The 25,808-nt window shown below is 69.6% G+C and carries 23 protein-coding genes and 1 pseudogene; 8 read left to right on the top strand and 16 right to left on the bottom strand.

From position 1 onward, the window contains the following. Positions 1-37: 37 nt before the first annotated feature. Positions 38-541, bottom strand: a complete 504-nt coding sequence (locus JWP65_RS18970; RefSeq protein ID WP_299766574.1) for a pyridoxamine 5'-phosphate oxidase family protein — start codon at positions 539-541, stop codon at positions 38-40. A gap of 159 nt (positions 542-700) precedes the next feature. Here JWP65_RS18970 and JWP65_RS18965 point away from each other — a divergent pair, with 159 nt between their 5' ends. Next, positions 701-991: a zf-TFIIB domain-containing protein gene (locus JWP65_RS18965; RefSeq protein WP_299766572.1), complete on the top strand. Its 291-nt coding sequence runs from the start codon at positions 701-703 to the stop codon at positions 989-991. 15 nt (positions 992-1,006) lie between these two features. On the opposite strand, the gene JWP65_RS18960 is transcribed toward JWP65_RS18965, so the two are convergent. The 3 genes and pseudogenes from JWP65_RS18960 to JWP65_RS18950 form a co-directional block, all read right to left on the bottom strand. Beyond that, a complete protein-coding gene (locus tag JWP65_RS18960; RefSeq protein WP_299766570.1) occupies positions 1,007-4,144 on the bottom strand; it encodes a PAS domain-containing protein in 3,138 nt (1,045 codons plus the stop codon). Between the two features lie 10 nt (positions 4,145-4,154). Next, positions 4,155-5,063 (bottom strand): arginase, encoded by a 909-nt coding sequence (gene rocF, locus JWP65_RS18955; RefSeq protein ID WP_299766568.1) that lies wholly within the window; start codon positions 5,061-5,063, stop codon positions 4,155-4,157. A gap of 80 nt (positions 5,064-5,143) precedes the next feature. Then, positions 5,144-5,790: pseudogene (locus JWP65_RS18950) on the bottom strand (asparaginase). On the opposite strand from JWP65_RS18950, the gene JWP65_RS18945 reads away from it, so the two are divergent. The 3 genes from JWP65_RS18945 to JWP65_RS18935 all read left to right on the top strand — a co-directional run bounded on the left by JWP65_RS18945 (position 5,717) and on the right by JWP65_RS18935 (position 8,008). Then, positions 5,717-6,043, top strand: coding sequence for an acetyl-CoA carboxylase biotin carboxyl carrier protein subunit (locus JWP65_RS18945; protein WP_299766566.1), 327 nt, complete (start codon positions 5,717-5,719; stop codon positions 6,041-6,043). The pseudogene JWP65_RS18950 and the gene JWP65_RS18945 sit on opposite strands and share 74 nt — an antisense overlap. Before the next feature lie 68 nt (positions 6,044-6,111). Continuing rightward, complete coding sequence (gene cls, locus JWP65_RS18940) at positions 6,112-7,371, top strand: cardiolipin synthase (RefSeq protein ID WP_299766578.1); 1,260 nt, start codon at positions 6,112-6,114, stop codon at positions 7,369-7,371. 34 nt (positions 7,372-7,405) lie between these two features. Continuing rightward, complete coding sequence (locus tag JWP65_RS18935; protein WP_299766564.1) at positions 7,406-8,008, top strand: hypothetical protein; 603 nt, start codon at positions 7,406-7,408, stop codon at positions 8,006-8,008. 3 nt (positions 8,009-8,011) lie between these two features. Here the strand turns inward: JWP65_RS18935 and JWP65_RS18930 are convergent, their stop codons facing one another. Next, positions 8,012-9,079 (bottom strand): hypothetical protein, encoded by a 1,068-nt coding sequence (locus JWP65_RS18930; RefSeq protein ID WP_299766562.1) that lies wholly within the window; start codon positions 9,077-9,079, stop codon positions 8,012-8,014. Positions 9,080-9,252: 173 nt separating this feature from the next. Beyond that, positions 9,253-9,510 carry a DUF1653 domain-containing protein gene (locus JWP65_RS18925; protein ID WP_299766560.1) on the bottom strand — a complete coding sequence of 86 codons (258 nt, stop codon included), beginning with the start codon at positions 9,508-9,510 and terminating at the stop codon, positions 9,253-9,255. Between the two features lie 143 nt (positions 9,511-9,653). On the opposite strand from JWP65_RS18925, the gene JWP65_RS18920 reads away from it, so the two are divergent. After that, positions 9,654-10,091, top strand: coding sequence for an RcnB family protein (locus JWP65_RS18920; RefSeq protein WP_299766558.1), 438 nt, complete (start codon positions 9,654-9,656; stop codon positions 10,089-10,091). Here the strand turns inward: JWP65_RS18920 and JWP65_RS18915 are convergent. Both JWP65_RS18915 and JWP65_RS18910 read right to left on the bottom strand, forming a co-directional pair. Further along, a complete protein-coding gene (locus tag JWP65_RS18915) occupies positions 10,081-10,530 on the bottom strand; it encodes an SRPBCC domain-containing protein (protein ID WP_299766556.1) in 450 nt (149 codons plus the stop codon). The two genes, JWP65_RS18920 and JWP65_RS18915, sit on opposite strands and share 11 nt — an antisense overlap. Positions 10,531-10,532: 2 nt before the next feature. Beyond that, positions 10,533-11,504 (bottom strand): AEC family transporter, encoded by a 972-nt coding sequence (locus JWP65_RS18910; RefSeq protein ID WP_299766554.1) that lies wholly within the window; start codon positions 11,502-11,504, stop codon positions 10,533-10,535. Between the two features lie 103 nt (positions 11,505-11,607). On the opposite strand from JWP65_RS18910, the gene JWP65_RS18905 reads away from it, so the two are divergent. Genes JWP65_RS18905 through JWP65_RS18895 form a run of 3 tightly spaced genes read left to right on the top strand, consistent with a single transcriptional unit; the run spans position 11,608 to position 15,258 of the window. Beyond that, positions 11,608-13,680 (top strand): ATP-dependent helicase, encoded by a 2,073-nt coding sequence (locus JWP65_RS18905; RefSeq protein WP_299766552.1) that lies wholly within the window; start codon positions 11,608-11,610, stop codon positions 13,678-13,680. Then, a complete protein-coding gene (locus JWP65_RS18900; RefSeq protein ID WP_299766550.1) occupies positions 13,677-14,087 on the top strand; it encodes a hypothetical protein in 411 nt (136 codons plus the stop codon). The genes JWP65_RS18905 and JWP65_RS18900 overlap by 4 nt, the downstream gene beginning before the upstream one ends. Positions 14,088-14,115: 28 nt before the next feature. Continuing rightward, positions 14,116-15,258, top strand: a complete 1,143-nt coding sequence (locus JWP65_RS18895) for a phospholipase A (RefSeq protein ID WP_299766548.1) — start codon at positions 14,116-14,118, stop codon at positions 15,256-15,258. Positions 15,259-15,426: 168 nt separating this feature from the next. On the opposite strand, the gene JWP65_RS18890 is transcribed toward JWP65_RS18895, so the two are convergent. The 8 genes from JWP65_RS18890 to JWP65_RS18855 form a co-directional block, all read right to left on the bottom strand. Then, a complete protein-coding gene (locus tag JWP65_RS18890; protein WP_299766546.1) occupies positions 15,427-16,614 on the bottom strand; it encodes a HAMP domain-containing sensor histidine kinase in 1,188 nt (395 codons plus the stop codon). A 246-nt stretch (positions 16,615-16,860) separates the two neighbouring features. Continuing rightward, complete coding sequence (locus JWP65_RS18885; RefSeq protein WP_299766544.1) at positions 16,861-18,384, bottom strand: DASS family sodium-coupled anion symporter; 1,524 nt, start codon at positions 18,382-18,384, stop codon at positions 16,861-16,863. Positions 18,385-18,755: 371 nt separating this feature from the next. Then, the gene (locus JWP65_RS18880; protein ID WP_299766542.1) at positions 18,756-19,127 is read right to left on the bottom strand and encodes a DUF6544 family protein; all 372 of its coding nucleotides are present in this window, start codon (positions 19,125-19,127) and stop codon (positions 18,756-18,758) included. After that, a complete protein-coding gene (locus JWP65_RS18875; protein WP_299766540.1) occupies positions 19,115-21,952 on the bottom strand; it encodes a cation-translocating P-type ATPase in 2,838 nt (945 codons plus the stop codon). Before JWP65_RS18875 ends, JWP65_RS18880 begins: the two co-directional genes overlap by 13 nt. Then, entirely contained in the window at positions 21,949-22,986 is a 1,038-nt protein-coding gene (locus JWP65_RS18870; protein ID WP_299766538.1) for a zinc-dependent alcohol dehydrogenase family protein, read from the bottom strand. Before JWP65_RS18870 ends, JWP65_RS18875 begins: the two co-directional genes overlap by 4 nt. A 52-nt stretch (positions 22,987-23,038) precedes the next feature. Continuing rightward, positions 23,039-23,314 carry a hypothetical protein gene (locus JWP65_RS18865; RefSeq protein WP_299766536.1) on the bottom strand — a complete coding sequence of 92 codons (276 nt, stop codon included), beginning with the start codon at positions 23,312-23,314 and terminating at the stop codon, positions 23,039-23,041. A gap of 97 nt (positions 23,315-23,411) precedes the next feature. Further along, positions 23,412-23,585 carry a hypothetical protein gene (locus JWP65_RS18860; RefSeq protein ID WP_299766576.1) on the bottom strand — a complete coding sequence of 58 codons (174 nt, stop codon included), beginning with the start codon at positions 23,583-23,585 and terminating at the stop codon, positions 23,412-23,414. 219 nt (positions 23,586-23,804) lie between these two features. After that, the coding region (locus JWP65_RS18855) for a helicase-related protein (protein WP_299766534.1) at positions 23,805-25,808 on the bottom strand (2,004 nt) is incomplete at its 5' end.

Here is a 25,808-nt window from a genome sequence, read left to right as displayed (position 1 = left end):
CCGCGCCCCGCGCCGCCGCCGGCCAGTGGGAAGAGTTCTAGCCTTTCCTGAAAGACACTTCCTCGTGCTCGCCCAGGTCGGGGCGATTCCCGCTGACCGCGGCCGTTCCCATCTTGAGCAGCTGCAGCAGCTTGTTGTCTTTGACGCTCCAGTACTCGGCCTGGTCGATCCGCACTTCGACCAGCTCCAGCTCGGGATCCTGCGGACCGCCCGGGAACCAGGCCTTGGCGAAGGTGTTGAACAGCTCCTCTTTCTTGGCCATGTCTTCGCGCACGACGGCCTTGCCGGTGACGGAGACCCAGGTGTCCCTGGACGGGTTGGCATAGGCCAGGTTGACGTTGCCGTCCTGCTGCAGCCGCTGGCCCACCTCGGTCTTGCGCGAGACGAAGAAGTACAGGCAGCCGTCGGCGCCCAGCTCCTGGTTCTGCGTCGTCAGCGGGTGGGAGTGCAGCGAGCCATCGGTGTGGCGGTGCGCCAGCATGGCAAAGCGCTGGTCCTTGATCAGGCTCCAGAGGACTTCGTGGTGGTTGCGGTCGTTCATTGACTTTGTTCCCGGGGATGACGCGCCATGCTGGCCCGCCCGCGCGACGGCTGCGGCCGGGGACGCGCGAATGCGGCTGTCGGACAATGTCGACGGCGGATCGAGCAAACTTTTGCGCCGCAACCGGCTCCAACCCAATCCACAACCCGAAAGAGCCCCATGAAGTGTCCCCATTGCGCCGAAGCCACCCTGGTGATGTCGGAGCGGCAAGGCATCGAGATCGACTACTGCCCGCAATGCCGCGGCGTCTGGCTCGATCGCGGTGAACTCGACAAGCTGATCGAGCGTTCCACCGACTCGGCGACGCCGGTCGCGGCCGCGGCCGTGCCGCAGCAGCCGCACGCGCAGCCGCAGCCGCGCCGTCCGGACTTCGTCGATTCCGACTTCGGCCGCTCGCACTCCGGTGGTTACCGCAAGCGCAAGTCCTGGCTCAGCGAAATCTTCGACTGAAGCCGTGGCCGGCCGTCAGCCGGCCTGTTGCAGCGTGACGGTGAACTCGTCGAAGGCCAGGCGCAGTTCCCGCTCCAGTCGCTGCAGCTCGTCCGGCTGCGCCGTGGCGGCGCGCTCCTCCAGCGCCGCCGCGATGGCCGCATAGCGCTGCGCGCAGATCATGCTGCCGGCGCCCTTGGCCGAATGGGCCAGCAAGCCGACCGCCGGCCGGTCGCGGGCCTCCAGCGCGCTCCGCAGCCTGGCCAGCAGGCCGGGCGTGGTCTGCTGGAACGATGCCAGCGCCACCTGCTCGAGCTCCTCGTCGCCGCCGAAGCGTTCGCGCATCGTGGCCTGCGCGAACACCGGCAGCTGGGCCGGGCCCGCCGGCGCCGCCGCGGGCGACTGCAGCCAGCGCGCCAGCACCGTCCCCAGCCCCTTGAGGTCCATCGGCTTGGTCAGGTAGTCGTTCATCCCCGCCTCGATGCAGCGTTCGCGGTCGCCCTTGATGGCGTTGGCGGTCATGGCAATGATCGGCACCCTGGCGCCGGCGGCCCGCAGCCGGCGGGTGGCTTCGTAGCCGTCCATCTCCGGCATCTGGCAATCCATCAGGATCACGGCGAACTCCTCGTCCAGCGCCATGTCCACCGCCTCGCGCCCGTTGTTGGCCAGGCTGACGTGGTCGTAACCCAGCTTGTGCAGCATGCCGAAGGCCACCACCTGGTTGGTGGTGTTGTCCTCGGCCACCAGCACCCGCGTGGCCTGGGCCGGCCGCGGCAACTCCTGCCAGGTCGACGGCATCGCCGCGGCTGCCGCCGCCCGCACCGGCAACTGCACGGTAAAGCGCGAGCCTTTGTCGGGCGCGCTGCGCACCGCCACCGTGCCGCCCATCAGGTCGACCAGCTGGCGCACGATGGACAGCCCCAGGCCGGTACCGCCGAAGCGGCGCGAGGTGGAACTGTCGGCCTGCATGAAGGGCGTGAACAGCTGCGCCTGGACCTGCTCGGGCATGCCGATGCCGGTGTCGACCACGCTGAACGCGAGCCGGCTGTCGCCGTTTTCCGCCGGCTTGGCGTCCAGGCCGATCCAGCCCGACGAGGTGAACTTCAAGGCGTTGCCCAGCAGGTTCAACAGCACCTGGCGCACCCGGGTCGGGTCGCCTTGCACATGCTGCGGCACCCGCGGGTCGATCCGCATCCGGAACAACAGGCTCTTTTCGGTCGCCCGCAGGCGGTACAGGTTGCCCAGTTCCTCCAGCAGCTCGTGCAGGTCGAACGGCACGTCCTCGATCTCCATCTGGCCAGCCTCGATCTTGGAGACGTCCAGGATGTCGTTGACCAGCGACAGCAGGGAATGCGCGCTGCGGTCGATCAGCTGGGCGTGGCCGCGCGCCACCAGCGGCAGCGCCTCGTCCAGCAGCAAGCGCGTCATGCCGATGATGCCGTTGAGCGGAGTGCGGATCTCGTGGCTCATGGTCGCCAGGAAATGGCTTTTGGCGCGATTGGCCGCCTCGGCGGCGTCGCGCGCCACGCGCAGTTCCTGCTCGGCCAGCTTGCCTTGCGTGATATCGCGGTTGGTACCCACCATGCGCAGCGGCAGGCCGATCACGTCGCGTTCGGCGACCCGACCCTCGCTGTGGACCCACAGCATGCCGCCGTCGTGCCGGCGCACGCGATGCTCCACCAGGTAGCGCGGCGAGCGGCCACTGAGCACCAGGTCGAGCGCGGCCCCGATCTTGGGCAGGTCTTCGGCGGGCACCAGGTTCATCAGTTCGCGCGCGCTGCAATGGGTCTCCACCGGCCGGCCGCCCAGCATCACCGACCAGGCCTCCGACAGGTAGAGCGTCTCCTCCTCCACGTGCAGGTCCCACAGCGCCAGCCCGGAGCCGTCCAGGGCGCGGTGCAACTGCTCCTGGCTTTGCTGCAGCGCCGCGCGCGCGGCGCGGCTCTCCGTGACGTCCTGCAGCACGCCGACCATACCGACCAGCTTGTCGTCCTTCTTTTCCATGTGGCCGATGGATCGGACCCAGATCTGGCGCCCGCCGGCGGTGGTCATGGGCAGCGTCACGTCCCAGGGCGTGCCGCCGCGCAGGCTGGCCTGGGCGGTGTGGCGGATCTGCTGCTGCACCTCGGTCGAGAAAAATCGGCGATGCTCGTCGCCGCGCGGTTCGTAGTCGTCGGGCAGCTCGAAGATACGGCGCGTCTGCCGCGTCCAGTACAGGTCGCGGGTGCGCAGATCGCGGCGCCAGCTGCCGACGCCGGCGATCTCCTCGGCGCGGGCCAGGAACTCGTTGGCCGCCTCCAGGTCGTGCTGGTTCACCACCTCTTCCGTGACGTCGACGAAGGAGCCGACGTAGCCGCCGCAGGAGCCGTCGGTCAGCCCGATGGCGCGGCCGCGGACCCACACATAACGCCGGCTGCCGTCGCGCCGCAGCAGCCGGAACGAATGGTCGAACGGCGCGCCGGTGGCCGCGATCTGCCTCCAGGTGGCGGCGGCCATCTCGCGCTCCTCGGGGTGGACGACCTGGATCCAGCCGTCACCGAGCGAGTCTTCGAAGTTCAGGCCGATGATCTCCTGCGCTTGCGGGTTGGTGTAGGTGCACCGGCCCTGGGCGTCGGACTGGAAGATGCCGACCGGGCAGGACTCGGACAGCTCGCGGAACATGCGCTCGCTGGACGACTGCGAGGTGCGGTGCGCCTCCTGCCGCAGGCCCAGCGCGTGCACCACGGCGCCGGCCAGCTGCCGCAGGCCCTCGCGCTGGGACGGTGCCAGGCCAGCGTGCGGCGCGGTGTCGATCACGCACAGCACGCCGAGCACGTGGCCGTCGGCGCTGCGCAGCGGCGCTCCGGCATAGAAGCTTGCCCGCAGCTTGCCCGAGCCGGGGGCCGCATCGACGATCTCGACCAGATCGCCCGACTGCAGCACGGCCCACCCGGGCCCGTCGGCGCGCCCCAGCTCGGCCAGCCCCGGCAAGCCGACATTGGCCTTGATCCACTCGCGGCTCTGATCGAGCAGCGTGACCAGGGCGATGGGCGTGCCGCACAGCGCGGCCGCGGTGCGCGCCAGGCTGTCGAACAGCGCCTCGGGCGGCGTGTCCAGCACGCCGAGGCCGGCCAGCGCCGCCAGCCGCTGCGCTTCCCGGGCGGGCGGCGGCTCGGTCATGGTCGGGTTGTGCACGGGGGGATTGTCAGCGCGCAAGGGTCGAGGCGCCAAACAGGCTTTGCACGAACTCGACCGCCAGTTCCGCCGTCCGGTTGCGCACGTCCAGCGCCGGATTGATCTCGACCACGTCGAGCGAGGCCAGCCGCCCGCTGTCGGCGATCATCTCCATGCACAACTGCATCTCGCGATAGGTCGGCCCGCCGCGCACGCCGGTGCCCACGCCAGGGGCCTCCATCGGATCCAGGCAGTCGAGGTCGAAGCTCACGTGCAGGTGGGTGTCGGGGTCCAGGTCCTGCAGCACCTCGGTCATGGTGTAGCGCATGCCGTGCTCGTCGATGTGCCGCATGTCGAACACCTGCAGGCCCAGCGCCCGGATCGCCTGCTTCTCGTCGGCATCGACGCTGCGGATGCCGATGAACTCGATGTCGGCCGGCGCGAGCGCGGCGGGCTCGCCGCTCCAGCCGACCAGCTCGGCCGGCCCGTGGCCCAGCAGGCAGGCCACCGGCATGCCGTGGATATTGCCGCTCGGGCTGATCGCCTCGGTGTTGATGTCGGTGTGGGCATCCAGCCAGATCACCCGCAGCTTGCGGCCCAGCCTGCGGCAATGGCGCGCCACCGCACTGACGGAGCCGATCGCCAGGCAGTGGTCGCCTCCCATCAGCAGCGGCACGTTGCCCAGGGACAGTTCGTTCGCCACGCTGTCGAACACGGCGCGGTTCCATGCCACCACCTCCGGCAGGTGGCGGATGCCGCCCGCCGCCGGCGCCCAGGGATTGGGCGGCCCGGACAGGTTGCCGCGATCCAGCACCTGGACGTGGTTGGCGCGCAGGGCTTCGGCCAGCCCGGCCACGCGCAATGCGTCCGGCCCCATGCCGGCGCCGCGCACACTGGCGCCGACGTCAGTGGGGGCACCGATGAGGCTGACAGTGTTCATGCGTGGTTCTCCTGGCCGGGGCCCGGCTTGCCCCATTCTGAGGCAACTCGGCCTTGGGCGGCGCAGGCGAATGCGCCGTCTCAGGCCAGGCGCAGCGCAGCCCGCCGCGCGCCGACCGGCGCCCCCTTGACCGAGACGATGGTTTCCCGGCGCCATGGCCGCAGGGCATCGCGCTGTTCCTGGTCCACCCAGCCGAGCTGGTCCAGTGCCGCCACCGTGGCGGCGTACAAGGCCAGCTTGCCGCCGTCGCTGACTTTGAGCGCCAGCGCCTGGCCGCGGCTGCGGCTGCGGCTGGCGACCACCTGCACGCCGTCGGCGCCGACCTTGGTGACCCGGTCGCCGCGGCCGCAGCGCATGAAGTCGGCATCGTTGCGGCCGGTGCCCGACACCAGCTCGGGGTGCGCCGTCATCGCATCGGCCAGCGCCGCGAAGTTCTCGCCGAACTGCGCATCGCGCCCGCCGCTGGCCAGCCGGGCGAAGCCGCGCGCCAGCGCCGACAAAGGCATGGCGTAGTTGGGGCCGAGCAGCCGTCGATGCCAGTTTTCAGGTCGCACGCGTCCAGGCCGACCGCCGCCGCCGCGTCGCGGCGGATCGCCTGCTGCAGCGGGTGCGATGGCTCCAGGTGGCTTTCCAGCGAGGCCAGCCATGACGCAATGCGCTCTCTCCTGCAAGCCCAGGCCGTGCAATGGCTGGTCGCGCCCGGCGCGGCGGTGCCAGCCGGCGACATCGCGGTGATCCCGGAAGCGATGAAGATGGAGCACGAGGTGCGGGCGCCGGTCGCGGTCGCGGCTCGCGTCAAGGACTGCCTGTATGCCGCGGGAGCCGGGTGGAGGGAGGGTCGGTGCCGAGACGGTGGAGGCAATGACCGCGGGGGCACCCCGGGAACAAGCAATGCCCCGTGCCGACCACCAGCATGTCGGGGCCTGGCCTGCGCGCGCGTGGCGCCGCTGCCGGCCGCACAGGCGATCGACAGCTGGTAGCCGCCGATCGCCCCCGGCCGGCCCGCGCTTGAGTAGCATCGGTCTCCTTGCCACTCCGACTGGACCGGATGCTGATCGTTGTTAGTGTCGTTGTCGCCCTCATCGTCGCCCTGGTCTACGTGAACCTGAGCGCCGGCGAGCGGCGCGTCTCGCACGAGATCGCCCACCTGTACCCGGTGGACGATCCCCAGTTCTATCGCTCGATGGGGATGCTGCTGGGCCCCGACATCGTGCGCGGCAACCAGGTCACCGAGCTGGTCAACGGCGACCGGATCTTTCCCGCGATGCTGGAGGCGATCCGCGCAGCAAAAAAGACGGTGCTGTTCGAGACCTTCATCTACTGGTCGGGCGAGATCGGCGACCAGTTCGCCGACGCCTTGTCCGAGCGCGCCCGCGCTGGCGTCAAGGTGCACGTGCTGCTGGACTGGGTGGGCAGCATCAAGGTGGAAGACAGGATGCTGGAGCAGATGAATGGCGCCGGCGTGGACGTGCACATGTTCCACCCGCTGCGGTGGTCCAACCTGGGCCGCATCAACAACCGCACCCACCGCAAGCTGCTGATCGTCGACGGCCGTATCGGCTTCACCGGCGGCGTCGGCATCGCCACGCCCTGGACCGGCCACGCGCAGGACGCGCAGCACTGGCGCGACTCGCACTTCCGGGTCGAAGGCCCGGTGGTGGCGCAGATGCAGAGCGTGATGCTGTCCAACTGGAGCAAGACCACCGGCTACATCCTGCACGGGCCGGACTACTTCCCGCAACTGCAGCCGGTGGGCAGCCAGCACGCGCAGATGTTCTCCAGCTCGCCCAGCGCCGGCAGCGACAGCATGCAGGTGATGTACCTGATGGCGATCACGGCGGCGGCGAAAACCATCGACCTGTCCAGCGCCTACTTCGTGCCCGACGAGATGGCGCGCGTGGCGCTGGTGGCGGCGCTGGGGCGCGGGGTCAAGGTGCGCATCATCACGCCAGGCCGCCACATGGACCAGAAGGCGGTGCGGCGGGCCTCGCGGGCGCTGTGGGGCGAGCTGCTCGATGCCGGCGTGCAGATCCACGAGTACCAGCCCACCATGTACCACTGCAAGATCATGATCGTGGACGGCGTGCTGACCTCGGTCGGCTCGACCAACTTCGACCCGCGCTCGTTCCACCTGAACGACGAGGCCAACCTGAACGTGTACGACCGCGACTTCGCGGCCCGCATGACGAAGGTGTTCGAGGACGACCTGGCGCGCAGCAGGCGCATCACCCGGCAGGCCTGGGAAAACCGGCCGCTGGTGGAGAAGCTGCAAGAGCGGTTGGCCGCCCTGCTGGCGCCGGTGCTCTAGCGGCCAGGGCCGGCTGCTGTATGGTGGGGCCGACATGGACATCATTTTCATCACGGCCGTGGCGGTCGCCTTCGCCTGGGTCCTGCGCGCGCGGGAACAGCGCCAGCGCATCGGGTTGCTGGCCGGCTACCTGTCGCGCTATCAGATCGAAAAGCACATGGAGACGCTGACCGACGGCTACCTGCGCGCCCTCGGCGAGGCCGATCCGCAGCGCCGCGAGCAGATCTTCCAGCTGCTGCGCTCCACCGAGCAGGACCTGTGCGGCCAGGTGGCGCGGCTGGCGGCCGACTTCGAACGCGGCGAAAAGGAGCCGGCGCGCGTGAGCAAGCTGCCGATCCACCTGCCGTTCGCGACCAGGCTGCACGCGGCGACCTTCGACATGCGGCAGGCACTCGCGGTCCATGCGGCCGGCATCCGCGCCGCCGTCACCGACCAGGACGCACTGCCGGCGTCCGAGCGCGCCTTCACGGTGTCGGCCGAACTGTTCCTGCTGCAGCACACCTGCCACTGGTTCTGCAAGTCGCGCTTCATCGCCTCGGCGCGCATGCTGGCGCGCCACAAGACCTCGTACGAACAGGTGGTGGCCGCGGTGCTGCCCGGCACCCGCAGCGCCTACAGCGCGCTGGTTCGCGCCTGAGGATCAGCCGTTGCCGGGGCCGGACCAGGCGATGCTGCCTTGCGGCAGCACCCAGGTCTTGCGGCCGGCGCGATCGGCGACGATGACGGGCCGGACGGCCGGCGTGGGCACCGCCTGCTTGCGCGCCGGGCTGGGCTGGGCCTTGGCCTGGGCCTGCTGCACGGCGACGCGCTGCACCGGCGCGGCTTCGACCGGCGGCGGCACATAGCTGACCAGCGCCATCTGCGGCACGCCGGTGCCGCCCATGCGCGCGTAGATCATCCCGGCCTGCTGCGCCCCCACCCGCACGTTGCGGATGTGGCGTCGCGTCTCCAGCGGCAGCTGGTGGGTGTTGACGCCGCTCCAGCCCCGGCGCGCCCGGCTCGAGAGGTTGTAGTAGATCGACACGCCTTCGCGCAGCTTGACCGCGCGCATCTCCGGGCTCAGGTCCAGGCTGGCGATGCGGCGGCGGCTCCAGTTGGCCGCTTCCTTGAGCAGCACGGCGGCGGCGTGCACCGCTTCCACCGCATCGTTCGGGTTGCGCAGGCCGACGGCCTTGGCAGTGGCCGGCTCGAACTGGGCCAACCCGATGCTGGCCACGCCGTTCTTGCCCATGCCGCTGCGGGGCACCCAGGTGGTCTCGGCGTTGATCACGCCGTAGACGTCGCGAAAATCCAGGCCTACCTCACCGAGCTCGGCGACCTCGGCGGCGGACTTCGCCAGCAGCAGGCGCGAGCGCGCATCGGGCGTGGCCATCTTGCGGGCGCCCACGCGCACTTCCTTCCAGCGCAGCTGCGCGCGCAGCTGCCCGTAGTACTCGTCGCTGGCTTCGGCGTCGGCCAGGATCGGGAAGATGGCGATGGCCGCCGCGCCGGGCGCGGGCGCCACTTCAGCTGCAGCCGGCATGACCGCAACCACCTTGCCGGGCAGCGTCGTCTCGGCCGCCAGCTGTTCGGCCTGGAGCGGAGCGTGCACCAACTGGGCCGCCGGTGCACCTTGCGACGTGGTTCCCGTCACGCCTGCCGCGACGCAGGCGAGCGCCAGCAGGCCCAGGCCGCGCAGGCCATCCGGCCGCACCGTGCGAACCCGCATGAAAGAGGCGGCACCGTGGGAACGGCGTGCGGACGAGTTTTCGTTTGCTGGCATGCATGTATGACCCGTCCTACACTCGTAGTTCCTCCCGTCCTACGTCACGCCGCGTGAAAACCTCACGAAGCCGCCATCGGATCGCGCAACTTTGCAGTCGAAGCTCTGCAGTTTCGGCTCTAGCGGCCGGGGAGCAAAGTGAACCTCTGCAGCAGTTGGCCGTCCACCTGCAGCTGGCCGAAGAACATGGCGTGCGGCCGCACCCACATGCCGGTCGCGTTGTAGAGCGGGCGGTAGACCACCAGCGGCTCGAGCGTCTCGCTGTGGCGCGCCACGCCAATCACTTCGTACTCGCCGCCCTTGTAGTGACGGTAGCGGCCCACGGGCGTGGCGGGCAAAGGTGGCAGGTCGTCACCAGGAGCAGTTGCGGCATGCATGAAAGGATCCCCGGCCCGGCAGGGGCGTTCCGGCAAATATAGCGAACCCCGCGCCGCACATTTCGCATCGGACTTCGCGCTGCCTTCACGGGGCCGCGCTGCCCGCGGCGCATGATGGGACTTCACCTCCCCCAAGGGATCCCATGAAAACCAGAGCCATTGCCTGCCTCGTTGCAGCCGTCACCATGAGCATCGGCTCGATGTCGCTTGCCCAGGCGCGCGACGGCCGCAGCGACCGCGGCGACGGCCGGCAGGCGCAACAGCGCAACGAGAACCGGCCAGGCAACGGCCGCCCCGACGGGCGCAATGACGGCAACGGCCGCGATGGCCGCGGCGACGACCGGGGCGACCAGCGTGCCGACCGCAGCCATCCTTACGACTACACCGCGCGCGGCAACGACTGGCGCCGCGGCCGCCACGTGCCGCAGGAATATCGCAACCGGACTTACCGGGTGGACGACTGGCGCGGGCACCGCCTGAGCCAGCCGCCGCACGGCCACCAGTGGGTGCAGGTGGGCAGCGACTACGTGCTGATGGCCGTCGCCACCGGCCTGATCGTGCAGCTGCTGATCAACCAGTAACGCGAGCCGGCCGCTCGGCCCTGGTCTTCAGGGCCTGGTTCATGGCTTCGAAGCCGGCGCGGGTGGCGCCATCCAGGCTCTTGCGCGCCAGCGGCACCAGCACGCCGGAGAATTTCTCGCCGTGCACGAACTGCGTGGTGCCGGCGCCGGTGGCGGTGATGCGAAAGTAGTGCTCGCCGTCGAACAGGCCGGGCACCAGCCAGCGGCCGCGCCAGCGCAGCTCCTGCCCCGGCGTGGCCGCGAGCACCATGGGCTGGAAGCGCATGCCCTTGCCGCCGGCTGGCTGGACCAGGATCTTCAGCTGCTGGCCCACCTGCGGCACGCCGCTGATTTCGCGGATGAACGGGTTCCAGTCCGGATGCGACGCGAAGTCCACCAGTTCGTCCCACACCCGCTGGGCGGAGGCGTCGATCCGGATCTCGGTTGCGATTTCGTGCATGTTCATCCCTGTTTCAACAGCGCGACGGCTCCCGAGAAGGTCAGGAACGCCGCCGCCGTCGTCAGCAGGATGATGCGCGCGATGCGGCCGTTGTCCGCGCCGAAGCGCTCGGCCAGCAGCGACACGTTGCTGGCGCTGGGCAGCGCCGCCACCAGCACCATCACCGTCAGCGTGAACGGGTCCAGCGGCAGGCCGGCCGCGCGCGCCGCCGTGCCCACGCCCCAAACCAGCAGCGGATGCACCAGCAGCTTGATCAGCGCCGGCGGCACGAAGTCGGCGGCCGGCATCCTCCCGTGGTCTTCGCCCGCCGCCGCGGATTGCGAGCGCGCCAGCACCGCGCCGATGGTGAACAAGGCCACCGGCGAGGCCGCGTCCGCCAGCAAGGCGATGGTGTCCATGACCGGCGCCACCGGCTGCACGCCCAGCGCCGACGACAGCCCGCCCAGCACGATGGCCCACGGCATCGGGTTCAGCGCCACGCCCTTGAGCGCCTTCTTGCCCGCTTGCGCGGCGCCGTGTTCGTCGGCGCCGTCCAGCCGCGACAGCGCGATGCACACCGAGCTGGTGACCAGCAGGTCGATCAGGATGGTGAGGATGGCCGGGCCCGCGGCCCTGGCCCCGAGCAGCGCCACCAGCAGCGGCACGCCCATGAAGCCGGTGTTGGGAAAGGCCGCCACCAGCGCGCCGAACGCGGCGTCGTTCCAGCGGATGCGCGCATTCAGCGTGAGCTTGATCGTGCCGGCGACCACCAGCAGCGCGCACAGCGCCCAGGTCAGGACCGCGGCCGGGTCCAGCAACTGCGCGATCGGCGTGCTGGCGCCGAAGCGGTACAGCATGCAGGGCAGCGCGAAGAACAGCACGAAGGTGTTGAGCCCGCCAATGGCCTCAAGGGGCAGCATGCGGCGGCGAGCCGCCAGGTAGCCCGCCAGCACCAGGGCGAAAAACGGGAATGTGATCAGCAGGATGTCAAGCACCGCGCGTATTGTCCTTGCATCCCCCGGCCGGTCCGCCACCGGCGGGTGCGCCCGGTATGATTTGCCGCTCCCGCACCGCCGCAGTACCCTCCCCGCCTCCCCGATGTCCGCCGGACTGAACCTCGCCCAGCAAGAAGCCGTCAACTACCTGCATGGCCCATGCCTGGTCCTGGCCGGCGCCGGCTCCGGCAAGACGCGCGTCATCACGCACAAGATCGGCCGCCTGATCCAGGCCGGGCTCGAAGCCGAGCGCATCGCCGCCATCACCTTCACCAACAAGGCCGCCGCCGAAATGCGCGAGCGCGCCAAGCAGCTGGTGGGCCGCGACGCCAGGAAGGTGCTGATCTGCACCTTCCATGCGCTGGGCGTGCGGATGATGCGGCAGGACGGCAGTGTGCTGGGCCTCAAGCAGCAGTTCTCCATCCTCGACACCGACGACGTCACCGGCATCCTGAAAGACGCCGGCGGCACCACCGATGCGGCCACCGCGCGCACCTGGCAGTGGACCATCAGCGGCTGGAAGAACGCCGGCCTGAATGCGGCCGAGGCGGCGGCGCAGGCCAAGGACGGCGACGAGCAGATGATCGCCAAGATCATGGCGCGCTACGAGGAGCGCCTGACGGCCTACCAGAGCGTCGACTTCGACGACCTGATCGGCATGCCGCTCAAGCTGCTGCGCGACTTCCCCCAGGTGCGGGCCAAGTGGCAGAAGATGGTGGGCCACGTGCTGGTGGACGAATACCAGGACACCAACGCCACCCAGTACGAGCTGCTCAAGCTGCTGGTGGGCGAGCGCGGCCGCTTCACCGCGGTGGGCGACGACGACCAGTCGATCTACGGCTGGCGCGGCGCCACGCTGGACAACCTGCGCAAGCTGCCGGTCGACTACCCGGCACTCAAGGTGATCAAGCTGGAGCAGAACTACCGCTCCACCAGCGCCATCCTGCGGGCTGCCAACAACGTCATCCAGCCCAATCCCAAGCTGTTTCCCAAGACCCTGTTCTCCGAGCTGGGCGAAGGCGAGCCGGTGCGCGTGGTCGACTGCGACAGCGAAGAGCACGAAGGCGAGCGCATGGTGGCGCGCATCCAGTCGACCCGCGCCAACGGACTGGCGCAGGAGTGGAAGGATTTCGCGGTGCTGTACCGCGCCAACCACCAGGCTCGCGTGTTCGAGCAGGCGCTGCGCAAGGCGGCGATCCCGTACAAGGTGTCCGGCGGCCAGAGTTTTTTCGACCGCGCCGAGATCCGCGACCTGTGCGCCTGGCTGCGGCTGTGGGTGAACAACGATGACGACCCGGCCTTCCTGCGCTGCGTGACCACGCCCAAGCGTGGCATCGGCCACCAGACGCTGGGCAGCCTGGGCGTGTTCGCCGGCAAGTACAAGCTCAGCCTGTTCGAGGCGCTGTTCTCCTCGTCGCTGGGCAGCGTGCTGGCCGCGCGCGCCGTCGGCAGCCTGCACGAGTTCGGCCGTTACGTGAACGACCTGGAGTTCCGCGCCCGCCACACGCTGGGCGCCGAAGCCGCCAAGGCGTTCCTGCTGGAGTGGCTGAAAGAGATCGGCTACGAAAAGCACCTGTACGACGGCGAGGACAACGAGAAGGTGGCGGCGGCGCGCTGGACCAACGTGCTGGACTTCATCGACTGGATGTCCAAGCGCTGCGGCGGCGAGATCGACGACGCCGCCGGCGTGGCGCAATCGAGCGAGCGCAAGAACTTGCTGGAAGTGGCGCAGACCATCGCCCTGCTGTCCACCATCAGCGAGCGCGAAAAGGACCAGAACGTGGTCACGCTGTCGACGCTGCATGCGGCCAAGGGGCTGGAGTGGCCGCACGTGATCCTGGCCGGCTGCGTCGAGGGCATGCTGCCGTTCAAGCCCGAGGACGCGGACGGCAAGCCGGTCAGCGAGGCCTTCACCGCGCGGCTGCAGGAGGAACGGCGGCTGATGTACGTGGGCATCACGCGGGCCCAGCGCACGCTGGCGGTGAGCTGGAGCAAAAAGCGCAAGAAGGGCCGCGAGCTGGTGGTGGCGCAGCCGAGCCGCTTCATCGCCGAGATGGCGCTGGACAAGGTCACCACGCGCGAAGACCCGCGCGAAAAGCTCAAGGCGCTGCGGGCCGAGTTCGCCAAGAAAAGCGCCGACTCGGCGGCCGCCGCCGCCGCGGCCAACGCGCCATGAAGGCGCTGTGGCTGGGCGCGCTGCTGGCCGGCGCGGCGGCGGCCATGGCGCAGGTGCAGGCGCCTGCACCCTGCCCGCTGCCGGCCCAGACCGGTTTGCCGCAGATGCTGGGGCTCTGGCGCGCCGAGTTCCAGGGACTGTGGCAAGGCGCCACGCTGCTGATCGAGCCCCATCCGGAGGACGAAGGAAGCTTTCGCGGCGCGATCAACCGCAACGGCGAGCGCGGCGTGCTGGCCGGCGACCTGCAAGGCGGCGAGCTCGCGCTGCGGGAATCCGACGACGGCAAGCGCCTTTCCGCGCTCTGGCTGGGCGACGTGGTGGAAGGCTCCTGCGGCCGCGAGATCCGCGGCAGCTGGCAGGCCGAGGGCGACGTCACGCCGCGCAACTTCGTGTTGCGCAAGCAGTAGAAGCGCGCGGGGGCGCTACCATTTCGCGATGTCCGTTCGCCCAATCTTCTCCAGGCTCCTGGCCGCCAGCGCCTTGCTCTCCCTGGCCGCCGCCGCGCAGGACGCCGGCTGGCAAGCCTGCTCCTCCATGGGCCAAGCGGCCGACCGCCTGGCCTGCTTTGACCGCTGGGCCGAGGACCAGCGCGGCGAGCGGGCGCCGCCCGCCTCCGCGTTGTCGCTGCCCGCGCCCATTGCGGGCGACGCCAGCGCAGTGCTGCCAGCGCCGGTGCCGCCGGGGGTGGTCACCGGGCCCTGGCGCAACCTGCGCATGACCACGCTGGACGGTTGCCACGACACCAACTATTCGTCGCTGTCGCGCTACTGGGAGCTCGAGCCCGGGGCCGACTGCGGCCTCTTCAGCATCCGCGGCTACCGGCCGCTGACGCTGGCGCTGGTGACGGCCAACGCGATGAACCGCCAGCCCAGCTCGGGCAACCCGCTCAACAACGCGCCGCTCCCCGCCGACTACCGCCACACCGAGACCCGGCTGCAGCTGTCGGTGCGCACCAAGGTGGCGCAAGGACTGATCCGGCCGCTGTCGCCGCAAGGCAGCGACTCGCTCTGGGTCGGCTACACCCAACAGTCGTACTGGCAGCTGTTCAACCCGCAGCTGTCGCGCCCGTTCCGCAGCACCGACCATGAGCCGGAGGTGATCTACGTGGTGCCGCTGCAAGGCCCCAAGGAAGGCGCCTGGCGGCTGCGCCATGGCGGCGTCGGGCTGGTGCACCAGTCCAACGGCCAGTCGCTGCCGTACTCGCGCAGCTGGAACCGCGTCTACGCCATGGCCGGCGCCGAGCGGGGCCCGTTCCAGCTGCTGGCGCGCGCCTGGCACCGGCTGCCGGAAGACGCGGTCGACGACGACAACCCGGGCATCAGCAACTACATCGGCCGCGCCGAGGTCCGCGGCAGCTGGCAAGCCAACCCCGACAACGTGTTCGTGGCGACCGCACGCCACTCGTTGCGCAGCCCGGGCCGCGGCTCGGTGCGGCTGGAGTGGCTGCGCGCGCTCGGACCCGACAGCGGCGGCCTGCAGCTGCACACGCAGCTGTTCACCGGCTTCGGCGACAGCCTGCTGGACTACAACCGCAAGCGCACGGTGCTCAGCGTGGGGTTCAGCCTGGTGGAGTGGTAGCGGCAGGCCTCAAGTCGGCAGGCCGCCGACCGGCTGCGCCGCGGAACAACGAGCTGCATGGGTCGCAGCGCTGTGCCCTGTCGCTGCCGCCACCTTCGGAAGATCGCGGCAGGCACGGCGACCGGGCGCGGCGCGAGCAGTCGTTCGAGGCGGCGAACGCTCACGCGTTCACGCGACGTGTGCCACCGCCGGCTGCTGCATGGTGGGAAGCCGGACCAGGAATTCGCTTCCCTTGCCGAGGCCTTCGCTGGCGGCTGCGACCATGCCCCCGTGCAGCTCGACCAGCCGTCGCACGAGGGTCAGCCCAAGACCAAGACCTTCCGCGCCCCCTTCCCCCTGGCGGGTCACCTGGACGAACAGGTCGAACACGCGGGCCAGCATGTCGGCGGGAATGCCGATGCCGTTGTCGCGCACGCGGATCGCGGCAACGTGGTCCTCGCGCACGGCAGAAAGGTGGATGGTCCCGCAGATGGGCGTGTACTTGGCCGCGTTGTTCAGCAGGTTGGCGACGACCTGCACCAGCCGTGTGCCGTCGCCGTTGACCCAGATCGCTTGCTGGAACGGCGCGACTTCCAGCCGGTGCTTGCGGGCCTGGATGATCGGCTGCCCCAACTCCACCGCCTTGAGGAAAACCGTCCGCAGGTCCACGGCCTCGCGTCGAAGCGTGACCTCGCCGCGCCGCACGCGCGACACGTCAAGGAGGTCCTCGGTCAAGCGCGTCATGTGCGCGGTCTGCCGCCCCAGCGCCGCCACGGCGCGCAGTTGGGTTTCGGGCGAGACGCCGGCCGAGCGAAGGATCGCCTCCAGGTTGGTCAGCACGGCAAGCGGCGAGCGAAATTCGTGCGCCAGGGCCGCCAGGAACTGATCCTTCTGGAGGTCGGCTTGCTCCAGTTGCAGGGTCCGAAGGCGAAGATCCGCCTCCAGACCGCGCTGCGCGGTCATGTCGCGGATGGTGCTGGCCACCAGCGGCCCCGCCTCCGGCAGCAATGCGCTCAGGGACACGTCGATCGGGAACTCGCTGCCGTCCTTGCGTTGTCCGAACAGCTCCAGGCCCCGGCCCATGGAGCGCGCGACGGGCTCCATGGCATAGGCCAGACGCTTGCCCACGTGCGCGTGACGAAAGCGGGCCGGCATCAGCATCTCGACACGCCGGCCAGCCAGCTCCTCGCGCAGATAGCCGAACAGCCTCTCGGTCTGGCCGTTCACGCGCACGATCAGGCCGTCTTCGTCCAGGATGACGACGGCGTCGGGCGCGGCTTCCAGGAACCCGGCAAACGAACGACCTGGGGCTCCCGCGAAAGGCGACTCGCGAGCGGGAGCCGATTCAGCGTCGGACAAAAGGGAATTCGCCTCCATGCATGCCTCTCGGGGGGGAAAGCCGATTCCGGGATGAACGCCGGCGGCGAGCTGCCGCCGGCCTGCCCGATCGCAGCCAGGAGTGGACGCCAGCACCCGCGCCCCTGTCTGTCCGTTGGCGCACGGACAATGACGCCCCGCAGCGGGTCGGCATCGGTCGCCACCACCGAGCCCGGGCGCCGGCATCCGGGCGGTCCGGGTCAGGGCCCGGACTCTCGGGCGGGGCAGCTGCACCGTGGGTCCGGGTCACCCGCCGCGGCTCAGGTATCCCATCCACGACCAGTAGGTCAGCGAAAACACCACCAGCAGCACCGCGGCGGCGCCGGTGATCGCCAGGCCGGTGCGCACGAAGTCCCGGGCATCGAACGTGTCCGTCCCGTAGGCGATCATGTTCTGCGGCGCATTCACCGGCAGGATGAAGCCGAAGCTCACCACGAACTGCAGCAGCATGGTCATGCCGATCACGTTGATGCCGGGCGTCTGGACGGTGGTGAGCACGCTCAGGATGATCGGGATCATGGCCGACGCGAGTGCCGTGGCGCTTGCGAAGCCGAGGTGGATCACGATCAGGAACAGCGACAGCAGCATCAGGATGGCGAAGGCACTGGCTTGCTGCAGGCCCAGGCCCTGCACGATCAACCCGGCCAGCCAGGGCGCCGCATTGGTCTTGAGCAAGGCGGTGCCGATGCTGATGCCGATGGCGAACAGCACCACGGTACCCCACGGGAAGCCTGTCTGCGATTCCTTCCAGTCCATCACTCCCAGGCGGGGCACCAGCATCAGCGCGATGGCCGCGATCGTGGTGGAGGAGGTGTCAAAGTCGTGCAGCACCTTCTCGGAAGCCCAGAAACCGAGCAGCACCAGCACGATGCCCAGCAACTTCCATTCGCGCACCGACATCCTGCCCAGGGCATCGAGCTGGCGGCGGATGGCGGCCCGGCCGCCGGCGATCTCCGCCATTTCCGGCTTCATCATCCGGGTCATGATGAAGTAGACGGCAACGCTCAGAAGCGCGGAAAACGGCGCGCCCGCGATGAACCATTCGCTCCAGGTGATCGTCGCCTGCAGCTGCTTTTCGATGAAGCCGATGGCCACCATGTTCTGCGCCGCCGCCGTCTTGATGCCTACGTTCCAGACGCTGGCCGTCTGCGCCGCCGTGATCACCAGCAGCCCCGCGAAGCGGCTGCGCTTGTCCACCTTGAAGGCCAGGATGAAGCCCATCATGATGGGCACGAGGCAGGCCACGCGCGCGGTGGTGCTCGGCACGATGAAGGACAGCAGAAAGCCCACGACCATGGCGCCGACCACGATGTGGTTGGTCCCCGCGTCCACCCTGGAGAGAACCAGCAAGGCGATCCGGCGGTCGAGCCCGGTCGCCGTCATGGCCGCGGCGATGAAGCAAGCTGCCGCAACCAGCGCCACCGCGCTGTTGGAAAACCCGCCCAACGCGAGCCCCAGTGCGGCAGCGGTTCCCATGTCGGGCCCTGCGGGCCTGGCCGCGTCGGGCGCAAAGGCCAGCAGGAAGATCATCAGCGCACCGATGGCCACGGCGCTCACCGCGTAGTCCAGGGCTTCAGTCATCCACACGATCACGGCGAAAGCAAGAACGGCCAGCATGACCTGCCCGGCGGCAGGCAGCCCGGCCGGCGCCGGCATCGCCAGCACGCACAGCAAGGCGGCGAGCGCAACGAACAAGCCCGCGCGCTTGACGATCCCACCCGACGCACGGGGCGTCGGCACGGGGAGGGGCAGTGGAATTGCAGCTTGCATGGGCAGGGCCTTCGGTTGGCGAACTATCGGTCGGAACCGCGTGGGGGGGATTGCGCTACCTCAAGGCCGGGCCCATCACCGGACGCGGGCAGGGTACGGAGCAGCTGGACGATCCTGGCGTGCACGTCTTCGCCATGCCCAACCCAAAGGTGGCCGCCCCGCTCGCAGCCGACGAACTTCGCGCCCGCGATGCGGCTGGCGCTGTACTGGGCGCTCGCATAGGTGCCAAAGCCGTCGTCGCGAGCGCTGATGACCAGGGTCGGTGGGCGGATGGACTCCAGCGGGCACGGCGGCAGGCCCTTGCCCAGAACCGCATCCGCGCGCAGTCGCGCGGCTCGCGCGCAGACCGGCAGGATCCCGCGCCGCAGCCGTCATGGATCCGCACGGGCACGCCGGACGGCATCATGATCCGTGCGTCCCAGTCGAGCCGGGGCGGCGCGTGACGATCCGCTGCTGAAGGGCTTCCACTGCGGCCCCGACGCGCTCATGTTGATGGTGCCGACCTGTTCGACCGAGTGCGCGGACACGAGGAACTGGCCGTCGGTGAGCACGGCGCGAAAGAAGCGCCGGACGGGCTCCGGCAGGCCCTCGACTTCGCTGGCGTCATCGCGAAGGGGGCCTGGCGGCAGATGGCCTGCCTCCAGCCCGGCCCGCAGGCTTCGGGTGCCCTCCGTCCAGCCGGCGCCGCCGGCCAAGGCCACCAGCGCCAGGAACGCGGCGCTCCCCCACGTCAGCCAACCCATGAGAACCTCTCCTGGAATGCGCGTGTGGCGCAGGCGCGGGTGAGGAGCTTGCGCAGCTCGCTGTACCAGAGCACCACGCTGCCCATGGCGGCGCAGACCGCCCACTGGGCCGGCTGAAGCGGCGTGGTGCCGAAAGCCAGGTTGAGGACCGGCAGGTGGACAACAGCCACCTGCAGCAGGGCGGACACTGCCATTGCCGCCCACAGCCATCGATTGTCGAACAAGGACGCGAATGCGCTGGCCGTTTCCGAACGCGCCGTGAGGCAGGTGAACAGGCTGGCTGCGACGAGCACGGTGAAACCTGCGGTGCGGGCGGTGGCCAGGTCCTGGTCGCCCGCGATCAACCCACCCGGCAGGAACAGATCGATCGTGAGCAAGGTGACCAGCGCCGTCACCATGCCGGTCTGGACGACGCTGGCCCACATGCGCCCGTCGATCAGGCGCTCGTCCGGGCGGCGCGGCGGCCGCGTCATCAGATCGCCGCGCACGGGGTCGACACCCATGGCAAGGGCCGGCCCGGAATCCGTGATCAGGTTGATCCAGAGCAGCTGGGTGGCCAGCAGGGGCAGGATCACCGTGCCGTCCGCGCCTTGCAGGCCGATCACGCCGGCGCCGACAACGCCCAGGAACACCGTCAGAACTTCGCCCATGTTGGACGACAGCAGGTAGCGCAGGAACTTGCGGATGTTGTCGAGGATGCCGCGGCCTTCGCGCACGGCCCGCACGATGGTCGCGAAGTTGTCGTCGGCCAGGATCATCCGGGCCGCCTCCTTGGTGACTTCGGTGCCCGTCACGCCCATGGCGACACCGATATCCGCAGCCTTGAGCGCCGGCGCGTCGTTGACGCCGTCGCCCGTCATCGCCACCACGTTGCCGTCGGCCTGCAGTGCGTGGACGATCCGCAGCTTGTGCTGGGGCGCGACCCGCGCGAACACCGAAGTGCTCCGCACGGCCTCCCGGAACGCCGGCTCGGCCAGGGCGTCGAGTTCGAGCCCGGTCAATGCCGCGGCGCCCGGCGCGACGATGCCCAGGTCCGCGGCGATGCGCGCCGCGGTGCGGGGATGGTCGCCCGTGATCATGACGATGCGGATGCCGGCCTGGCGGGCCTCGCCGATGGCGATGGCAGCTTCCTCGCGCGGCGGATCGATGATGCCCACGGTGCCGACGAACACCAGGTCGCGCTCCAGGGCCGGCACGGCCGCCGGGCTCTCGTCTGGCGCCAGCGGCCGGTAGGCCACGGCCAGGGTGCGCAGCGCGGCGTCGGACAAGGCGTCGACGTCCCGCAGAACCGCCGCCCGCCGCGTGGCGTCCAGTTCCACCGTCTCCATGCCCACCCGCACCCGGGTGCATCGCTCCAGCAGCACATCGGGCGCGCCCTTGACGATCACGACGACCTGTCCGTCGTGTTCACGGTCGACCACGATGGTCGACATCATCTTGCGCTCGGAGGTGAAAGGCAGCTCCCCGATGCGCTGGAAGCGCTGTTGGCGCCGCTCGGTGGCACCGAGCTTGCGCTCGGCCACCAGGAAGGCCGCTTCCGTGGGGTCGCCGTGGACTTCCCACCCGCCCCCCGCTGCCTGCCGCAGGTCCGCATTGCTGGCCAGGCTGCCACCGCTCAGGACCACGATCTGCTCGCTGTGCAGCGGGCCGGGCTGCAGCGCAACCCCGTCGCATTCGAAGCGCCCGACCGGCTCGTAGCCAACGCCGCTGACCCGCACGCTTCCGGACGCCGTCACAACCCGTTCGATGGTCATCTCCGAGCGCGTCAGCGTGCCGGTCTTGTCCGAGCAGATCACCGAGGCGCAGCCGAGCGTCTCCACCGACGAAAGCTTCTTGACGACGGCGCTGTGCCGCGCCATGCGCTGCACGCCCATCGCCAGCACCAGCGTCAGGATGGCCGGCAGTCCTTCCGGGACCGCCGCCACGGCCAGCGCGACTCCGAGCAACAGCACGGCGACGACGTCGGCGGCGCCGCGAATCTCGGAGAGCAGGAGGATGGTGGAGACGACCACCACGGCAATGACGACCACCGCGCCGCCGAGCATGCGCCCGATGCCGGCCAGTTCCAGCTGCAGAGGCGTCGGCTTTTCCGCGGTTGCCTCCAGCAGGTGGGCGATGAGGCCGATCTGCGTTTCCATGCCGGTCGACGTGACCACCGCGCGACCGGCGCCCTGGACGACGGCCGTCCCCTTGAACACCATTCCCAGCTGGTCCCCCAGCGCCGCCGGCCGCGCCAGTGGCGCCGCATCCTTGAGCACCGCCTGGCTCTCGCCGGTGAGGGATGCTTCCTGCACGCGCAGCGACATGGCCTGCAGCAAGCGTGCATCGGCTCCGACGGCGTCGCCTTCACCCAGCACGAGCAGGTCCCCGGGCACCAGATCTGCGCTCGGCAGCCGGAGCTCGCGGCCATCGCGCACGACGGCGGACGTCGCTTGCGTCATCCGTGCGAGCGCGGCCACGGCGTTGGCGGCCCTGGCCTGCTGAAAGTGCCCGAGCGCGCCATTGAGCAGGACGACCGTCGCGATGACGATCGCGTCGACCGGCCAGCCCGGCCGCCCCTCGACCAGCCAGGCTGCGAGGGCGATGCCGATGGCGGCAAGCAGCAGGTAGACCAGCGGGTCCTGAAAATGGGAGAGGATCCGCCGCCAGGGGGCGACGGTCGCGGCGGGCCGCAGCACATTGGGGCCGTGCTGCGCCAGGCGGCGCGCGGCCTCCTCCGTGGCAAGCCCGGCAACCACGTCGGTGGCCAGGGCCCTGGCCACCTCCCCGGCGTGCGTCATCGACGGCTCGGGCGGCCGGTGTGGTGGCGCCTGCACGTCGTTCATGCCTGGATGATCACTTTCAGCGCCTTGGTGTCGGCTGCCTTGGCGAAGGTGTCGTAGGCCGCCGGCATGTCCGCCAGCTTGAACCGATGGGTGATCAGCTTGGCCGCGTCGATGCGCCTGGATTGCACGGTCTTGAGCAGCATCGGGATGGAGAAGGTGTCCACCAGTCCGGTGGTGAGCGTCACGTTGTGCGACCAGAGCCGTTCCAGCTCGAGGTCGACCTTGCAGCCGTGCACGCCGACGTTGGCGATGGTGCCACCGGCGGCGACGACGTCCTGGCAGATCTTGAAGGTGGCGGGAATGCCCACCGCCTCGATGGCGGTGTCCACCCCGCGCCCGCCGGTGAGCTGCATCACCTGCTGCGCGGCATCGCCCGTGGCGCTGTTCACCGTTGCGGTGGCACCAAAGCGGGTGGCGACTTCGAGCCGGTTGTCGTCCAGGTCCACCATGATGATCTGCGCCGGCGAATAGAACTGCGCGGTGAGCAACGCGGCCAGGCCGATGGGCCCGGACCCGATGATCGCCACGCTGGAGCCGACCTTCACCCGGCCGTTGAGCACGCCGCATTCGAAGCCCGTGGGCAGGATGTCGCTGAGCATCACCAGCGCTTCTTCGTCGGCGCCTTCGGGGATGGGGTACAGGCTGGTGTCCGCGTAAGGAATGCGCACGAACTCTGCCTGGGTGCCGTCGATCGTGTTGCCCAGGATCCAGCCGCCGGTGGTGCAGTGCGAATACATGCGTTCCCTGCACGGTATGCAGCGGCCGCACGAGGAGATGCACGAGATCAGCACCCGGTCGCCCGGTTTGAACGCGGTGACGCCGGCACCGACGCTGTCGATGATGCCGACACCTTCATGGCCCAGGACGGTGCCCGGTTTGCAGCTGGCGACGTCACCCTTGAGGATGTGCAGGTCGGTGCCGCAGATGGTGGTCCGCGTGATCCGGACGACGGCATCCGTGGGGGCCTGGATGACCGGCTTGGCGCGGTCGTCCAGTTTCTTGAGGCCCGGGCCTTGGTATACGAGCGCTAGCATGTTGGTGTCCTGCAATGGCGTGGAAGATCGAATCGGGGGCAGGGCGGCGACTTCAGGCGCTTGCCCGCTGTTGCACGAAGGTACGGCGCGGCAGGCGGACCGCGAACACGCAGCCCACCTTGTGCTTGCGCCGGACGATCAGCGCGTCGCGGTTGTGACCAGGAATCGGTGCATGTTGCGCAGCATGCATGACTGAGCGATGCGCGTCGGTGCGGTAGCACACGAACCGCCCGCTGCAACCTCGACTGCGCCAGGTCCTGTCATAGACCTGGGGCTGGAACTCCAGCTTGAGGCCGACGGCCTGGCAGGTGACGTTCCCGCTGACCACTGAAGACCCCGTGATTTCCTGCCTTCATGCGCTTTGCGGCTGAATCAAACACAGGCCCTGCAGGGTCAACTGCGCACAAGCGCCCGGGAGCGCCAGCTCATGCGGCCTGCTTGTTCAGCCGCGCAGCAGCTTCCTTCTTGCCCACCGAGCGAAGCGCCGCAATCGCCTCCAGGTATCTTGCGCGGGGACGGACCTCGCCTTGTTCCCACTTGTAGACGGAGAAAGCGGACGCGCCGACCAGCACGCCGCAGTCCTTTTGCGACAGGCCCAGACGCTGCCTGTTCTTGGCGAAGCCTTTTGCGCTGAACCGCAGGTTCGCCGGGTCCTGTGTTTCCCGCGATGGTTCATCCTTGCCGGCAGCTTTTCTTCTTCAGCCCCGTGCAGCGCGAGAATCGCAACGTTCACCATCCCAGTGCGCTGCCCGGATTTCGATTCCGATCGTACGTATCGGCTTGCCGAACCGACCACAAGGATCCCTGAGTATCCTAGGTCACCGCCGACGCCGGCTGTCGAATGCCTCTTTCGCCGTCATCCCGAAGCCGTTCTGGCGGAGCAGTTCGCGCTCGATGTACCGGCTCAGGCGCGCGCGTAGCTCCGGCACCGCTTCGCCGTCGCAGTACACCTGCGGAAACTTGTACGAGAGCCAGGCGTAGAGGCTCACGTCCTTGCTCAGGAACTCCGCTTCCTCCAGGTACCCGGGCTGGCGCTCGTCCAGCCAGCCTTCCAGGCGCGGCAGCAGCAGCGTGCGTCCCTTGACGAAGGCGAGCAGGCAGCTCTCGAAGTAGGCCAGCTCGTTCTCCTTGCCGTGCGAGATCGGGGCGCAGCTGAAAGTGAACTTGTCGGCCAGCGACAACTTGCCGCCCAGGCGGTCCACCACCCGCGCCAGACCCACCTGGTCCGCCAGCGCTGCCGTCTCGAACAGCGAGCCTTTGGCGGCGATGCGCGAAGCGAAGTACGCCAGGATCGGCGCGATCTGCCGCGTCCCCAGCAGCTGCGCCAGCGAATCGATGTGCCATGGGCTGGGGGCGATGGCCAGCGCGGATCGCATCCTCGGCTGCGGCTCGGCGAGCATGCGGCGCACGTGGGGCAGGTCGTCGCGGTCCAGCGTCGTCACCCGGCCTTCGTCGTGCATGCCAAATCGACCTGCGCGGCCGGCGATCTGTTGCACCTCCGCGGCGTTCAGCGGGCGCGTCTCCACCCCGTCGAACTTGTGCACCGTCGAGAAGATGACGCGCTGCACCGGCAGGTTCATGCCCATGCCGATGGCGTCGGTCGCCACCACGATGTCGGCCTCGCCGCTGGCAAAGCGCTCCGATTCCGTGCGCCGCACCTCCGGCGCCAGCGCGCCGTAGATGGTGGCCACGGACAGGCCCTGGGCGCGGTAACGCGCGCTCAGCGTCAACACGTCTTTGCGGGAGAAGGCGATCAGCGCGTCGCCTGGCTGCAGGCCGGCGTCCGCATGCTTGCGCCCGCGGCGGCTGTCGAGCGGCGTGTCTTCTACCACCAGCGGCGTCTTGCGCTCCAGGATCACCGTCTCGTGGCGTTCGCCGATCGCGTCCAGGACTTCCACGCAGCGCTGGTGCGCGGTGTCGGCGCCGCACACGTAGACGTCGCGCGCCGGCGCCCCGACCAGCGCCGACGTCCAGGCCCAGCCCCGGGCCGGGTCTTGCAGCATCTGGATCTCGTCGACCACGGCGACGTCGACCTCGCGCTCGGGGTTCATCATCTCCACCGTGCAGGCGGTGTGGCGCGCCCCTTCCATGAGGTCGTGCTCTTCGCCGGTCAGCAGGTTGCAGGGGATGCCATGCGCGACCAGGCGGTCGCGCACCTCCATGGCCAGCAGCCGCAGCGGCGCCAGGTACACGCCAGAGGCCGCCTGCTTCAGCGCATCCAGCGCGTCGTGCGTCTTGCCCGAGTTGGTCGGTCCCAGCCGGAAGTGGATCGTGCGGTCCAGCGCGCGGGCGACGGGGAAGGCCTGCGGGTAGTCCTTGAGGCGCACCAGTTCCTGGGCGCGCTCTTCCTCGATGCGGCGCAGCAGCTGGCTCACCGAGCTGACCAGCATGTTCTTGAGATCGGCGACTACGTCCTGCTGGCGCAGGCCGCTCTCGAGCGACGCCCTGAGGCCGGCCAGCAGCTCCTTGCGTTGCCGCGCCGAAAGCGCGCTGGCGTACTCGGCCACAAGGTCGGTCACCGCGTCGGAAATCGTCTGGCCCAGGCCGGCGAGCCGTTCGGCCGCGAACAACGCGCCGACGCGCGCCGGGAGGTTGCCGACTTCACCGGGATTCTTGGGCAGCGGCACACTGGCCTGCAGCGCGACGACCGCCGACCAGTGCTCGACCTCGTCACCCGCAACGCTGACCGCCACCGGCACGGCTGCCCTCTTGGTGAAGACGAGGACGCCATCGTCGGGCTGCCGCACTTCGCATGCGTGGGCCGCCCGCGTCGCATCGATGGCCGCAGCCAGTCGCCGGCGCGCCTGCAGCTTCGCGATGCT

Origin of the sequence: Ramlibacter sp. (assembly GCF_028292805.1) — a bacterium.
Lineage (GTDB): Bacteria > Pseudomonadota > Gammaproteobacteria > Burkholderiales > Burkholderiaceae_C > Ramlibacter.
The sequence above is the reverse complement of the archived record's forward strand: the minus strand, read 5'-3'. Positions and strand labels throughout refer to the sequence as shown.

Coding starts and splice junctions, on each gene's coding strand:
- JWP65_RS18920 (WP_299766558.1), top strand. CDS start 9,654: ATGAAAACCAGAGCCATTGCCTGCCTCGTTGCAGCCGTCACCATGAGC.
- JWP65_RS18965 (WP_299766572.1), top strand. CDS start 701: ATGAAGTGTCCCCATTGCGCCGAAGCCACCCTGGTGATGTCGGAGCGG.
- JWP65_RS18895 (WP_299766548.1), top strand. CDS start 14,116: ATGTCCGTTCGCCCAATCTTCTCCAGGCTCCTGGCCGCCAGCGCCTTG.
- JWP65_RS18875 (WP_299766540.1), bottom strand. CDS start 21,952: ATGAACGACGTGCAGGCGCCACCACACCGGCCGCCCGAGCCGTCGATG.
- cls (WP_299766578.1), top strand. CDS start 6,112: ATGCTGATCGTTGTTAGTGTCGTTGTCGCCCTCATCGTCGCCCTGGTC.
- JWP65_RS18915 (WP_299766556.1), bottom strand. CDS start 10,530: ATGCACGAAATCGCAACCGAGATCCGGATCGACGCCTCCGCCCAGCGG.
- JWP65_RS18970 (WP_299766574.1), bottom strand. CDS start 541: ATGAACGACCGCAACCACCACGAAGTCCTCTGGAGCCTGATCAAGGAC.
- JWP65_RS18870 (WP_299766538.1), bottom strand. CDS start 22,986: ATGCTAGCGCTCGTATACCAAGGCCCGGGCCTCAAGAAACTGGACGAC.
- JWP65_RS18925 (WP_299766560.1), bottom strand. CDS start 9,510: ATGCATGCCGCAACTGCTCCTGGTGACGACCTGCCACCTTTGCCCGCC.
- JWP65_RS18930 (WP_299766562.1), bottom strand. CDS start 9,079: ATGCGGGTTCGCACGGTGCGGCCGGATGGCCTGCGCGGCCTGGGCCTG.
- JWP65_RS18900 (WP_299766550.1), top strand. CDS start 13,677: ATGAAGGCGCTGTGGCTGGGCGCGCTGCTGGCCGGCGCGGCGGCGGCC.
- JWP65_RS18935 (WP_299766564.1), top strand. CDS start 7,406: ATGGACATCATTTTCATCACGGCCGTGGCGGTCGCCTTCGCCTGGGTC.
- JWP65_RS18880 (WP_299766542.1), bottom strand. CDS start 19,127: ATGGGTTGGCTGACGTGGGGGAGCGCCGCGTTCCTGGCGCTGGTGGCC.
- JWP65_RS18885 (WP_299766544.1), bottom strand. CDS start 18,384: ATGCAAGCTGCAATTCCACTGCCCCTCCCCGTGCCGACGCCCCGTGCG.
- JWP65_RS18890 (WP_299766546.1), bottom strand. CDS start 16,614: ATGGAGGCGAATTCCCTTTTGTCCGACGCTGAATCGGCTCCCGCTCGC.
- rocF (WP_299766568.1), bottom strand. CDS start 5,063: ATGAACACTGTCAGCCTCATCGGTGCCCCCACTGACGTCGGCGCCAGT.
- JWP65_RS18945 (WP_299766566.1), top strand. CDS start 5,717: ATGCGCTCTCTCCTGCAAGCCCAGGCCGTGCAATGGCTGGTCGCGCCC.
- JWP65_RS18905 (WP_299766552.1), top strand. CDS start 11,608: ATGTCCGCCGGACTGAACCTCGCCCAGCAAGAAGCCGTCAACTACCTG.